We start from the raw sequence: 12,510 nt of genomic DNA, 5'->3' as shown, positions 1-12,510 counted from the left end.
GTCGCCGGGGCTCACGTGAAGTTGGCGTCGAGCAGACGCCGGGGCGTCTCGATGATGAAACATGCCGGGACCTTGATGGCCCGGCATCGACACCTTCGTCTGATGGATTTACGCAACGCGATGATTTGTGATCGGACCGATGGACTCACGTCCGCAGGCCACGCGTGTCCACGACAACCATGCGAGGAGTAGCCATGAAGCGCACAAGCAAGCTCGCCATTGCGACCACCGCCGTACTGCTGGTAGCGCTGGGTGGAACGGCCCTGTATGCGCAGGACAAGGCCAAAGCCGGCGTCAGCATCAAGGACAAATACTCGCTGGTGTCGCCCAGCGGCGTCGCCTTCGCTGATTTCAAGGGCTATGAAGACTGGTCCGTGGTCTCCTCCGCGCGTACCGACGAAGTACTCAAGGTGATCGTCGCCAACCCGATCATGATCCAGGCCTACAAGTCGGGCATCCCCGGCAATGGCAAACCCTTCCCCGAGGGTTCCAAGATCGCCAAGCTGCAATGGAAGTTCAAGAAGAGCACCGAAGCCCCATTCGCCGTCGACGTACCGGACGTGTTCACCCAGGCTTTCGTGATCGAGAAAGACAGCAAGCGATTCCCCAAGAGCGCCGGCTGGGGCTACGCGCTGTTCGATTTCGACGCCACCACCAGCACCTTCTCCGCCGATCCCACCGGCGTTTCCGATTGCGGCCACACCTGTCACGTGAAGGTGTCCGCCAAGGATCACATCTTCCATCCGTATCAGATGCGGTGAATGGCATCTGCGCTGGATCGAGCCAACCTGCTCGATTCAGTGCGCGCTGTTGGCTGGAGCGCTGCCGTATCCAAGCGGTAATTGTTTGCCCGACCTCGAGACGAGCCAGGCAGCGCTTCACCCACGCATCGGACGAATGAAGTCGCCCTCCGCGTCACGACGTCCCGTGGGTCATCGGGCTTGACTGGTCGCGATAGATCACCAGCGCGACGATTTGTATCCGAATGTATCGACGGGCATGGCTGGTACACGAACTTTCAATTCCCCCGCTTCTCCACACAGAACAGACACAGCGGCATGGTCTTCTATAGCGGCACACCAACCCGCAGGGAGATGTTTCATGTCGGATCAGATCAACCAGCAGCGCCGGACTTTCCTTGGAGCGGCGGCCATGGGCCTGGCGATCGCGCCGTTCGGCCTGGCGTCGCTGGCAAGCGCGCAGACGGCCAAACCGGCCGCCGCCACCGTCAAGCACAGCACCGCGGGCGGCCATACCTCGTTCAAGCCGCTCAAGCATGTGAAGGCAGGTGTCCTGGACGTGGCTTATGCGGAAGATGGCCCGGCCAGCGGCAAGCCCGTGCTGCTCCTGCATGGCTGGCCGTATGACATCTACAGCTTCGTCGACGTGGCGCCCATCCTCGCCGCTGCCGGTTACCGGGTGATCATTCCCTACCTGCGCGGCTACGGCGACACGCATTTTCTTTCGGCGGACACCAAGCGCAACGGCCAACAGGCCGCGCTCGCCGTCGATGCCATTGCGCTGCTGGATGCGCTCAAGATCGACCAGGCCGTCGTCGCCGGTTTTGACTGGGGCGCACGCACTGCAGACATCCTGGCCGCGCTGTGGCCGGCACGATGCAAGGCGCTGGTTTCTGTCAGCGGATATCTGATCGGCAGCCAGGAACTCAATCGCGCGCCGCTGCCGCCCAAGGCCGAACTGCAGTGGTGGTATCAGTACTACTTCGCCACCGAACGCGGTGAAGCCGGCTACGCCAAGTACACGCACGATTTCGCCCGGCTGATCTGGGAACTGGCCTCGCCGCAATGGGCGTTCGATGACGCCACGTTCGCGCGCTCCGCCAGCGCGCTCGACAACCCCGACCAGGTGGCCGTGGCCATCCACAACTACCGCTGGCGCCTAGGCCTGGCCGAAGGCGAGCCGCAGTACGACGCGATCGAAAAGAAGCTCGCCGCGCTGCCCTCCATTGGCGTGCCCACCATCACGCTGGAAGGCGATGCCAACGGAGCACCGCATCCGGACCCGAGTGCTTACGCCAAGCGGTTCACCGGCAAGTACGAATATCGCCTGGTCAACGGTGGCATCGGCCACAACCTGCCGCAGGAAGCACCCGAGGCATTCGCCAAGGCCGTGATCGACGCCGACCATCTCTGAGTCACCCCAAGGAGCGCGTGAAGCACCACGAACAGGTGCTCACGCGCTACGCTCGCTGCGTGCTGTACGGCGTCGGTCCAACGCCATCGCGGCGAAGACATCGCGCCATCGCGCAATCCAGCAAGCAGGAGCGTGCCATGCCGGAAATCATCGCATCGACATTCGTATTGGCCGTGAACGATCTGGAAACCTCGCGACGTTTCTATATCGACCAGCTTGGCTTTGAGGAAAGCCTGCGCGTCGATGGCTGGTCCTTCCTGCAACGCGGTGCCTGCCGGCTGCGCATCGGCGATTGCCCGGACGCACTGCCCATCTCGCAATGCCAGGATCACTCCTGGTTCGCTTATCTCCATGTGAGCGATGCCGCGGCCCTCTATCGGGAGCTGCTCGCCAAGCAGGTATCGATCTGGCATGCGCTGGACGACAAGCCCTGGGCATGCGCGAGTTCGCCATCGTCACGCCTGATGGCCACCGCATCGTGTTCGGCGAAGAGCTGCGCTGAATTCGCGCTCGTTCAGCGGTAGCGCAACGCATCCACCACCAGCTGGAATGCCTGCGACGCGCGACGGCGACTGGGGTAATAAAGGTGGTAGCCGGGAAACGGCGGGCACCAATCCTCGAGCACGCGCACCAGCCGGCCCTTGGCGATGTCATTCAACACCAGGTCTTCGGGCATGTAGGCCAGGCCGAAGCCATCCAGTGCCGCCCGCAGCGCGTGCCTGGTCTCGTTGAAGACAAGCTGGCCATCCACGTGCACACGCACTTCGCGGCCGCGCTTTTCAAACTCCCACGCATACAGCCCACCATGGGTCAGGAAGCGCAGATTGATGCAGCGATGATCGGCCAGGTCCTTGGGCGTGCGTATTGCCTTGCGCTGGCTGAGATATCCGGGTGAGGCCACCGCCGCCATGCGCATGTCCGGTCCGATGCGGACCGCCACCATGTCCTTGGCGATCTGCTCGCCCAGGCGGACCCCGGCATCGAAGCGCTCGGCCACGATATCGCGCAGCCGGCTATCGGCAATCAGCTCGATACGGATGTCCGGATAGTTTGCGAGCAGCTTCGACAACCGCGGCCACAACACCGTGTCGATGCCATGCGCACCACAGGTGATGCGCACCGTGCCGCTGGGCCGATCGCGCAAGTCGCCCAGGGCCTCCAGCGCGTGATCGATCTCCTCGAACTGCGGCGCCAGCCGTTCGCGCAAGCGTTCGCCCGCTTCCGTGGTCGACACGCTGCGCGTGGTGCGATGAAACAGGCGTATGCCCAACCTCGCTTCCAGACCCCGTATGCCGTGGCTCAGCGCCGACTGCGTCACGCCCAGTTGCGCGGCGGCCTTGGTGAAACTGCCCTCGCGCGCTACCGCCAGAAACGCCGTGAGGTCGTTGTAGTTCTCGCGAGGCATGCTGGGCTCCGGACGTCATTCATGAGCACTAATCATAAGTCCATTCACTTTATGGCGGCTTATCAGCAGCTGCGGCAGCCCGCACACTCATGGTCATTCGAATTGCGCTGGAGATGACGAGATGCAAACCCGCACCCTGGGACACAGCGGCCTGAAGGTTTCCGCATTGGGCTTTGGCTGCATGGGCCTGAACTTCGCTTACGGCGAGGCGCTGGCCAAGCAGGACGCCATCGCCCTGCTCCGCCAGGCCTATGAGAGCGGCGTGACCTTCTTCGATACCGCCGAGGCGTACGGCCCGTTCACCAACGAAGCACTGGTCGGCGAGGCGCTGGCGTCGTTCCGCGACCAGGTGGTGATCGCCACCAAGTTCGGCTTCCAGCAGGGCGATGCCACCAAGGGCGTGGACAGCCGTCCGGCGCGCATCCGCGAAGTGGCCGAAGCGTCGCTCAAGCGATTGAGGACGGACCGCATCGATCTGTTCTACCAGCACCGCGTGGACCCGTCGGTGCCGATGGAAGATGTGGCGGGTACCGTCAAGGACTTGATCGCCGAAGGCAAGGTCAAGCATTTCGGTCTGTCCGAAGCCGGCGTGGCATCGATCCGCCGCGCGCATGCCGTGCAACCGGTGGCTGCGCTGCAAAGCGAGTACTCGCTGTGGTGGCGCGAGCCGGAGGCCGACGTGTTGCCGACCTGCGAAGCGCTGGGCATCGGCTTCGTACCGTTCAGTCCGCTGGGCAAAGGCTTTCTCACCGGAAAGATCGACGCGAGCACCACCTTCGCCAAGGACGATTTCCGCAATATCGTGCCGCGCTTCTCGCCCGAGGCACGCCAGGCGAATCAGGCCTTGGTGGACTTGCTGGGTCGGATCGCGGCCGGCAAGCAGGCCACGCCGGCACAGATCGCGCTGGCCTGGCTGCTCAAGCAGCAGCCGTGGATCGTGCCGATTCCGGGCACCACCAAGCTGCATCGCCTGAAGGAGAACCTCGGCGCCGCTGCCATCACGCTCACCGACGGCGATCTGCAGCAGATCAACGATGCCCTCGCGCAGATCCAGGTGCAAGGCGACCGCTACCCGGCACACCTGGCGGCACGTGTCGGCAAGTAATGCTGCCTGAGCAGCCGTCTCCGTCACACAGGACTTCTCCCATGGCTATTTCCGCAACCGCCCAGCGCAACCACGACGCGCTGTTTCCCCGGCACATTTCCACCTTGAAGGTGACGGACCCCGAACTGATCGAGATCTTCGACAACTGGGCCTTCGATGAGGTACTGCGCGACTCCGAACTGGATGTGCGCACACGCCTGATGGTGCAGCTTGCCGCCATCATTGCCTGCAACGGCATCAGCGAATTCCGCGCCATGCTGAGCGGCGCGCTCAATGTGGGCGTGTCACCGGTGGAGGCCAGGGAGATCGTCTATCAAGCCGTGCCCTATGTGGGCATGGCACGCGTGTTCGACTTCCTGCACGTCACCAACGCGGTTCTGGAAGAGCACGGCGTGTCGCTGCCGCTGCCCGCACAAGCCACGACGACCACTCAGAACCGCGTCGAGAAAGGGCTGGACATCCAGCGTGCGCTGTTCGGCAGCCGTATCGATCAGATGATCGCCAACGCACCAAAAGACCAGCTGCATTTCCAGCATCTGTTGTCCGGCCACTGCTTCGGCGACCACGTGACGCGTAACGGCCTGGACATCGGCACCCGCGAACTGCTGACCCTGTCGATGCTGGCGGCACTTGGGGGCTGCGAGCCGCAATTGGCCGGTCATGTCGCAGGCAATCTCGCCGCCGGCAATGACCGCCGCACCCTGATCGACACGATCACCCAGCTGCTGCCCTTCATCGGTTATCCGCGCACCCTCAACGCCCTGCGCGTGATCAACGAAAACACAGCGGACTGAATCCTCACCATCCACTCGTCAACCGGATCTCAGCATGGATATCATTCGCAATGGTTCGCAGCCCTCGGCCAAGGGGCCGGCGGATTACTTCACCGGCAACGTGCGCATCGACTCGCCGTTCAAGGGTGCGGGCAAGGCCAGCCTGGCAGGCGCTTGCGTCACGTTCGAGCCAGGCGCGCGCAGCAACTGGCACACCCATCCGCTGGGGCAGATCCTGATCGTCACCGCAGGCAAAGGCTGGACGCAGTGCGAAGACGGCCCGATCGTGGAGATCAACGCGGGCGACATCATCGTCTGCCCACCGGGCCACCGTCACTGGCATGGCGCCACGGCCACCACCTCGATGACGCATATCGCCGTGCAGGAAGCGCTGGATGGCAAGGTGGTCGACTGGATGGAACCGGTCACCGACGCGCAATACCTCGCAGGCGTCGGACGCTGAGCTGCCCGGCGTTACTTGGGAAACAGCAAGGTCACCACCGCGCGATAGCCCCAGCCGTGCGGACTGGTCGCGCTGCTGGCCGCCCAGTAGCGCACGCCGCCGGTAAAGCTCACCGGCAACTTGCCCAGTCTGGTCAGCTTGGCCACGGTGAAATTCAGCGGCACGGCGGCCTGGTGCGCGTGCCAGTCATAAGTGGATTCGGCATTCACGCCATAGGTCCAGGCCGTGGGCGTGGTGTAGGACAGGAACGGTTGGAAGAACAGGCTGCTCAATGGAGCGCGGTCGCGATTGTTTTTCACGCTGGCAATCGACCAGATCTGGTTCGTCAGAAAACCATAGGTGAGGCCGTGGGACTGCTTGAGCACCACCAAGGTCGGCCCTAGCCCCCACTTCTTCGCGCCCAGCAGATCATCCGTGGCCGTGGGCAACAGAAACGCCGGGCCGGCACCCCAGATGATGCCGCCTGCCGTGGGCGCCTTGGGCGAGAAGAACAGGCTTTGCGTGATATCGCCTATGCCCGACTGGCTTCCCGAACCCGGCGAAATATCCGCCTGGCTGGTGACCGGCAGGATCGTGCGCGAGATCAGGTTCCAGTCGTCGCTGATGGAGATCGGCACCACCGGCTGGATATTCATGGTCAGTCGATGACCGCGTTCATCGGGCCCGATCTTGCTGTCGTAGTTGAACTGGAACGGCGCACTGATCAGCGAGGCCACCGGGTTGGACAATTTCTTGGCCAACTCGGATGCATCATTGCCAGCCGCCTCGTCGGGCGCCGATTGCGCATGGGCGGTGACGCAGAACAGTGCCAGCGCCAACGAGAGTATGGAATATCGCAAGGCGCTCTCCGTCTTCCGTCGCATGACGGGTACTGTCCTGTGGGGCCTGCGAGAAGTACATGCGGAGAACTACGGTTGGTACCTACGAGTTTTTACTTAAGTGGACAGGGCAGACTGATCCAGGCACTGCGTACACTGACGACTCGCAACGGCAAGCTTTCAACCTTGAGGAGGATTCGCATGTCCACAGCACCACCCGATGGCCTGCCGCGCTACCGCCTGCTCACCGGCAAGGATGACGCCGCGTTCTGCCAGCGAGTTTCCGAAGCGCTGGCCCAGGGCTATGCGTTGTATGGATCGCCCGCGGCCACCTTCAATGGCGAACACGTGGTGGTTGCCCAGGCCATCCTCTGGCCCGGACAGGGCTAGCGGCAGGCCATCATTGGCCCGGCGAGTGAGCGCCCGGACGATCCAGTCCCTGGAAAACCAGGCGATCGAAAAACGCCGGACCGATGACGAACTGGCCCCACTGTGGATCGTACTGCGCACTTGGCTTGGCCGCCAAAACCTGATCCAGCGATTTGCCCTGATGCTTGAGCGCAGCGACGTTGTTGCGCACGCCCACCAGCATGTCCCTGAAGGCCATCAGTTGCGCGCGGTTGCCGATGGGCCCGTGCCCCGGCACCACGATGGTGTGATCCGTGCACATGGCCAACGCCTCGTTGGCGGCAGCTATCGCGCCATCGATGCTCCCGCCGTGCGCATTGTCGATGAAGGGATAGATGCCGTTCCAGAACGTATCGCCCAGCACCAGCACATCCGCCTGCTTGAAGTACACCACGATGTCGCCATCGGTATGCGCCGGCGCGATCGGCTTGACCAGCACGGTCTCGCCGTCGATCTGGTAAGTGCGCTCCTTGCTGAGCAGCTCGGTGGGTCGACCGCCCGCCGCCAGCGCGGGAAACGTGTAGTTCCAGTCGTCTACGCGCGTGGTCTGCGACACGTATTTCGCCGTGTTGGGCGTCGAAATCACCGTGGCGCCCAACTCATGCACCCAGGGATTGCCGTCCGTGTGATCCCAATGCCAATGGGTATTGACGAGGTATTTGACCTTGTCCACGCCCAGCTGATGCAAGGCAGGCAGCAAGCGGTCTTTGGAAAGGGCGATGCCGGCGTCCACCATGAAGGCGCCATCTTTGCCCGTAAGCACGACGATGTTGCCGCCGGAGCCGTCCAGTTCGCTGATGGAACCACGGATGGCGTTGGTCTTGATCGGCGTGGTCTCGGCCGCCTTGTTGATGGCGATCACCGGGCTGGTGGTGTCCTCGGGCGATGCCATGGCATGGGCACTCGCACTGCAGGCCACGATGCCCGCCAAGGCCACTGCCAACGTCCGCCTGATCGAATGCTGCATGGTGTTCATGGCAAACCTCCGGGCCGCCTGGCCGATGCGCCAGACGACGAGCCCACTCAGTCGCGGCAGCCCCCGGTTGGCGATTACGCTGCGAGGCGCGTGCGCCCGACCGCTCGCACCAGCATGCGACCGGGCTCGTGAAGGCTGCATCACCGCCACGTGGTTTGGCTTTCGCAACATGGGGTCGCGAGTACACCTCGCAAACAAAAGGCGGTCACATGGACCGCCCTTTTCAAGCTTCAACGATTACTGCGCACGCCTCGGCAGCGTCCACTCCGCTCGCGGGAAGTGGCAGGTGTAGCCGTTGGGAATGCGCTCCAGATAGTCCTGGTGCTCCGGCTCGGCTTCCCAGAACGGGCCCGCCGGCGTGACTTCGGTGACCACCTTGCCGGGCCACAGACCCGAGGCATCGACATCGGCGATGGTGTCTTCCGCGACTTTCTTCTGCTCATCGCTGAGATAGAAAATCGCCGAACGATAGCTCATGCCCACGTCGTTGCCCTGGCGGTTCCTGGTGCTGGGGTCGTGGATCTGGAAGAAGAACTCCAGGATCTGGCGATAGGTGATCACACTGGGATCAAACACGATCTCGAGCGCTTCGGCGTGCGTGCCGTGATTGCGATACGTGGCGTTGGGCACATCGCCGCCGGAATAGCCCACGCGCGTGGACAACACGCCCGGGTAACGCCGCAGCAAATCCTGCATACCCCAGAAGCAGCCGCCAGCCAGGATCGCCGTTTCGGTTTTCGTGCTCATGTGTTGGTCCTTCCCATAGGTGACAGTGGTGCGTGGTGGGGTCGGCCTGTGGGCGACTCAGAGACCCCATATCGCCCTCTCCTCGCCCCCGCCATTTCGCGATGGCGGATCCCAGCGCGGGCGCCCAAAACTCCCCTACGCACATGACGTCCAATGTGGTGTTTGCCCCGGACGTTCTCAAGCGGGCCTGCCGCCGGCCACGCCCCGTCCCGATGGGTTCGCCCCAGGCCGCCTGGCGGCGCTCAGCCATCATGAGTCGCCGGTAGTCCCATCCCTACGACACCCGCCCTGTGCCACATGGGGAATGGCGCCTTTGCCGTGATGGGCGCACTGTGCACCCCGCTTCAGCAGATGCCCGCTCAGGCCGAAGATCCGATCGAGTCGACGATCAAGCCCATGAGCCCGTTCCACGATCAGCACGCCGCAAGGCGCACTGACGCCCGGCCGCGACATCGCACATGCTTATACCCGGGGGTTGGGCATGTGCGATCGCCGCGGCGCTGCCGGGGTACCGCCCCATCCAGCCACGCTCGCAGCTGGCATGAGACTCACCACGTCGGCACGCGAACGCCAGACCTGAGATAATGGTTGATTGCCCAAACGCGCGCGGCTTTTTCATGCACATCGGCATCGACTTCGGCACCAGCTATTCGGCAGCCGCGGCCATCATCGGCGGCGAACTCACGCTGGTGCGCTTCGGCGAGGCCGAGCAGTTCCGCACGGCCGTCTATTTCCCCGAACTGGTGCCGGATCCGAACGACTTCGAGCTCACGCCCGAGCTGGAAGCGCAGATGGACGCGCATATGCGCTCGGCCCGACTCGATCTGCGCCGACTGGCGGCAGCAGGCAACGAGGTCGCCCGTTCGGATGCCGACCTGCGCCGCGATGCCTTGCGCGTGGTGCGACGCCAGTGGATGGAAGAACAGGCGCGCGCCGCCACCGCCTCGGTCGCCAGCTTCCAGCACGCGCTGTTCGGCGAAGATGCAGTGGAAGGCTATCTGGAAAGCGGCGGTGGCAACCTGATCGAATCGCCCAAGTCGATGTTCGGCTATCGACTGGATCCCCAGGTGCGCAAGGTGATCGTGCACATCGCCACGCATATTCTCGAGCACATTCGCCTCACCGCCAGCCGCCAGTTTGGTGAAGCGGTGCGCGGTGCGGTGATCGGACGTCCGGTGGAATTCCGCAGCTCGATGGGCGCGGCCGGCTCGGAACAAGCCATGGAGATCCTGCGTGAAGCGGCGGCGGCAGCCGGCTTCGACGAAGTGAGTTTCCTGGAAGAGCCCGCGGCGGCGGCGATGCATTACCACAAGAGCCTCGACGACCGGCAGCACGCGCTGATCGTGGACATCGGCGGCGGCACCACCGACGTGACGCATGCGGAGCTCGGCGGCAACGTGTCGCCCTTCATCGCGCGCAACTGGGGCCTGCCCAAGGGCGGCACCGATCTGGACGTCGGCGTGAGTCTGCACAGCTTCATGCCGCTGATGGGCAAGGACATCGTGCGCATCCCGCAGCACCAGTTCGTGGAAGCAGCCAGCGTGCACAACCTGCCCAAGCAGCGCGAGTTCCGCAAACAGAACTATCGACTGGTCGCCGCGCCTTACGGCCCTCGTCTGCGCGCACTGCAGGAACTGGGCGCCACCACGCGCCTCAACCAGACGGCCGAACGCACCAAGATCATGTTGAGCGGCGATATCACGTATCGCGCGCCACTGGATTTCATCGAACACGGCCTCGCCGTGGACACCACGCGAAGCGATCTGGATGCGGCCATCGAACCCTTCCTCATCCAGCTCGAACGCACGCTCACGACGGTGCGCGATGATTTGGCTGCCCTGCCCGCCAGCGTGTTCCTTACCGGCGGCACGTCGCGCTCGCCGCAAGTGAAAGCGCGTGTACAGGCGTGTTTCCCCGAGGTGCCGCTGGTGCACGGCGATCCGTCGCTGGGCGTGGTGTCGGGGCTGGCGGTGGCGGCGAGCGAAGCCGTTGGCGCACCATCCAACGCCTGAAGGCAGACCGGCCCGGAGCAACGCCACGGCAGCGCTGCTCCAGGCCTCTCACTCACCATTGGTTACGCCGCGCTGGCCTTGCGCAACGGCGTGACGTTGGCGGCGGCACGATCGCTCTCGACGGCAGCCTCCGCCGCGGCGAAGCTCGGCCGCGCCTGAATCACCTGCATGGCCCGTTGCACGTTGTGGTACTTCGCCAACAGGCCCGGACCTTCCGGCGTCTGCGCCAGCGAATAAAGCAGCGGTGCAGCGAGATAGTCCGCGATGCACGGCGCGTTGCCGACCAGGAAGTCGCGCTTGCCGTAGCCTGCATCCAGCGTGGCCAGGACGCGGTCGATATCGGGTAGCGCGGCATCGATGATGGCGCGATCCGGCTCGCTGCCCTTCGGGAACATGTACTGCAGGATGTAGCGCGTGACGATGGCGTCGTAACCGTAGTCATCCAGCACGCTGTACCACTGCTCCGCCCTGGCGCGTGAGGTGACGCCGCTGGTGGGCAGCAGATCCGGTCCATCGAAGGCTTCGTCGATGTAGCGCAGGATGGCGCGTGTCTCGTAGAACTGCAGCGGGCCGTCATACATCGCCGGGATGCGGCCGAACGGATGGATCGCATCGGCCTCGGGCGAATGCGGCGCGACCGACCTGAGCGTGTACGCCACACCCTTCTCGGCCAGCGCCATGCGCAGGGCCCGCACATAGGGGCTGATCGGACTACCCACCAACACCACGCAACCTGCCGGACCGTCCGGATCGAGATAGTCGACCAGGCGGTTGAAGACGGACGTCCAACCTTGATTGTGGTCGTCGCGAATGGCTGCATCGGGGAAACCGGTGTGGCGCATGTGCAGCTGCGTACCGCCATCCTTCTCGGTCAGCGTGACCTCGATCAGCGTGGTGCGCGCAGCGATGTCGCCTTCGCCGTCCCAGGCCCAGGTATAGGCGAGGAACGAGGGCCGCTCGATCGCCTGGTAGGTGCCGCTGGAGCCGTGCACGGTGCCGTCCCGCTTGACCATGGTGACGCGGTAGCGCCCGCCCACCCGCGCATCGGTCGCGACTTCGCCCACATGCAGGCCGCGGGGGCAATGCCACGCCGCCAGCGCGGCCTCGTCAGTGAAAGCGTCGAATACTTTCTCCCGCGGCGCGCGGATGAAGCGGGTCATTTCCAGCTCGAACGTTGCAGCTTGGGTGCTCATGGCTTTTTCCTCGGTACACGTGGGGCGCCTTTGCCAGGCTTTTTCGCATCGGCGCGATGGGTCTGTTCGACAAACTCGACCAGTCGATCCAGGTTGTCTTCCCAATGACGACGATAGGCCTCCAGCCAATCGTGCGCGTCATGCATGGGCTCCGCCCGGAGACGGCAGATACGCCAGCGGGCATCCACTTCCCGCGCGATCAGGCCAGCGCCCTCCAGCACACGCAGGTGCTTGGATATGGCCGGCGCGGACATGTCGAAGGGTTCGCCCAGCTCACCGACGGTGGCGTCGCTCCTGGCCAGGCGGGTCAGGATGGCGCGTCGCGTCGGGTCAGCCAACGCGCTGAAGGTGAGCGACAAGCTGTCTTGGGTATTGGCCATGGTCGTCAATTAACCACTTGGTTAATCGACAGTCAAGCACTTTTTTGTCGCGGCGGCGTGAATGCGCGATCGATGC

General features: G+C 63.9%; 14 protein-coding genes. 8 read left to right on the top strand and 6 right to left on the bottom strand.

The features are described from left to right. Window positions 1-194: 194 nt before the first annotated feature. From Y882_RS03725 to Y882_RS03715, 3 genes are all read left to right on the top strand, one after another. Complete coding sequence (locus Y882_RS03725) at window positions 195-761, top strand: cytochrome P460 family protein (RefSeq protein ID WP_052949659.1); 567 nt, start codon at window positions 195-197, stop codon at window positions 759-761. A gap of 340 nt (window positions 762-1,101) precedes the next feature. After that, complete coding sequence (locus Y882_RS03720) at window positions 1,102-2,154, top strand: alpha/beta fold hydrolase (RefSeq protein ID WP_046970541.1); 1,053 nt, start codon at window positions 1,102-1,104, stop codon at window positions 2,152-2,154. A 17-nt stretch (window positions 2,155-2,171) separates the two neighbouring features. Beyond that, window positions 2,172-2,678, top strand: a complete 507-nt coding sequence (locus tag Y882_RS03715) for a VOC family protein (RefSeq protein ID WP_052949657.1) — start codon at window positions 2,172-2,174, stop codon at window positions 2,676-2,678. On the opposite strand, the gene Y882_RS03710 is transcribed toward Y882_RS03715, so the two are convergent. Beyond that, window positions 2,669-3,559, bottom strand: coding sequence for a LysR family transcriptional regulator (locus Y882_RS03710; RefSeq protein WP_046970540.1), 891 nt, complete (start codon window positions 3,557-3,559; stop codon window positions 2,669-2,671). The two genes, Y882_RS03715 and Y882_RS03710, sit on opposite strands and share 10 nt — an antisense overlap. Window positions 3,560-3,680: 121 nt before the next feature. On the opposite strand from Y882_RS03710, the gene Y882_RS03705 reads away from it, so the two are divergent. From Y882_RS03705 to Y882_RS03695, 3 genes are read left to right on the top strand one after another with little or no spacing between them, the layout of a single operon-like run. After that, window positions 3,681-4,664 carry an aldo/keto reductase gene (locus Y882_RS03705; protein WP_046970539.1) on the top strand — a complete coding sequence of 328 codons (984 nt, stop codon included), beginning with the start codon at window positions 3,681-3,683 and terminating at the stop codon, window positions 4,662-4,664. Window positions 4,665-4,705: 41 nt separating this feature from the next. Then, the gene (locus Y882_RS03700) at window positions 4,706-5,458 is read left to right on the top strand and encodes a carboxymuconolactone decarboxylase family protein (protein ID WP_046970538.1); all 753 of its coding nucleotides are present in this window, start codon (window positions 4,706-4,708) and stop codon (window positions 5,456-5,458) included. Window positions 5,459-5,492: 34 nt separating this feature from the next. Continuing rightward, on the top strand, window positions 5,493-5,900 hold the full coding sequence (locus tag Y882_RS03695; RefSeq protein ID WP_046970537.1) for a (R)-mandelonitrile lyase: 408 nt from the start codon (window positions 5,493-5,495) through the stop codon (window positions 5,898-5,900). An 11-nt stretch (window positions 5,901-5,911) separates the two neighbouring features. Here the strand turns inward: Y882_RS03695 and Y882_RS03690 are convergent, their stop codons facing one another. Continuing rightward, complete coding sequence (locus tag Y882_RS03690; protein ID WP_244466203.1) at window positions 5,912-6,739, bottom strand: transporter; 828 nt, start codon at window positions 6,737-6,739, stop codon at window positions 5,912-5,914. Window positions 6,740-6,919: 180 nt separating this feature from the next. Here Y882_RS03690 and Y882_RS03685 point away from each other — a divergent pair, with 180 nt between their 5' ends. Then, entirely contained in the window at window positions 6,920-7,108 is a 189-nt protein-coding gene (locus Y882_RS03685; RefSeq protein ID WP_046970536.1) for a DUF1737 domain-containing protein, read from the top strand. Between the two features lie 10 nt (window positions 7,109-7,118). Here Y882_RS03685 and Y882_RS03680 read toward each other — a convergent pair whose 3' ends face one another. Further along, window positions 7,119-8,102, bottom strand: a complete 984-nt coding sequence (locus Y882_RS03680; protein ID WP_046970535.1) for an MBL fold metallo-hydrolase — start codon at window positions 8,100-8,102, stop codon at window positions 7,119-7,121. Between the two features lie 237 nt (window positions 8,103-8,339). After that, the gene (msrA, locus tag Y882_RS03675; RefSeq protein ID WP_046970534.1) at window positions 8,340-8,849 is read right to left on the bottom strand and encodes a peptide-methionine (S)-S-oxide reductase MsrA; all 510 of its coding nucleotides are present in this window, start codon (window positions 8,847-8,849) and stop codon (window positions 8,340-8,342) included. A gap of 617 nt (window positions 8,850-9,466) precedes the next feature. Here msrA and Y882_RS03670 point away from each other — a divergent pair. Further along, window positions 9,467-10,861, top strand: coding sequence for an Hsp70 family protein (locus tag Y882_RS03670; protein WP_046970533.1), 1,395 nt, complete (start codon window positions 9,467-9,469; stop codon window positions 10,859-10,861). A gap of 62 nt (window positions 10,862-10,923) precedes the next feature. Here the strand turns inward: Y882_RS03670 and Y882_RS03665 are convergent, their stop codons facing one another. Both Y882_RS03665 and Y882_RS03660 read right to left on the bottom strand, forming a co-directional pair. Then, window positions 10,924-12,054, bottom strand: coding sequence for an SRPBCC domain-containing protein (locus tag Y882_RS03665; protein ID WP_046970532.1), 1,131 nt, complete (start codon window positions 12,052-12,054; stop codon window positions 10,924-10,926). Then, window positions 12,051-12,434, bottom strand: a complete 384-nt coding sequence (locus tag Y882_RS03660; RefSeq protein ID WP_046970531.1) for an ArsR/SmtB family transcription factor — start codon at window positions 12,432-12,434, stop codon at window positions 12,051-12,053. The genes Y882_RS03665 and Y882_RS03660 overlap by 4 nt, the downstream gene beginning before the upstream one ends. Window positions 12,435-12,510: the final 76 nt, after the last annotated feature.

The organism is Dyella japonica DSM 16301, from assembly GCF_001010355.1.
Taxonomy (GTDB): Bacteria; Pseudomonadota; Gammaproteobacteria; order Xanthomonadales; family Rhodanobacteraceae; genus Dyella; species Dyella japonica.
Note: the sequence above shows the minus strand (reverse complement) of the source record. Positions and strands in the feature narration are given on the sequence as shown.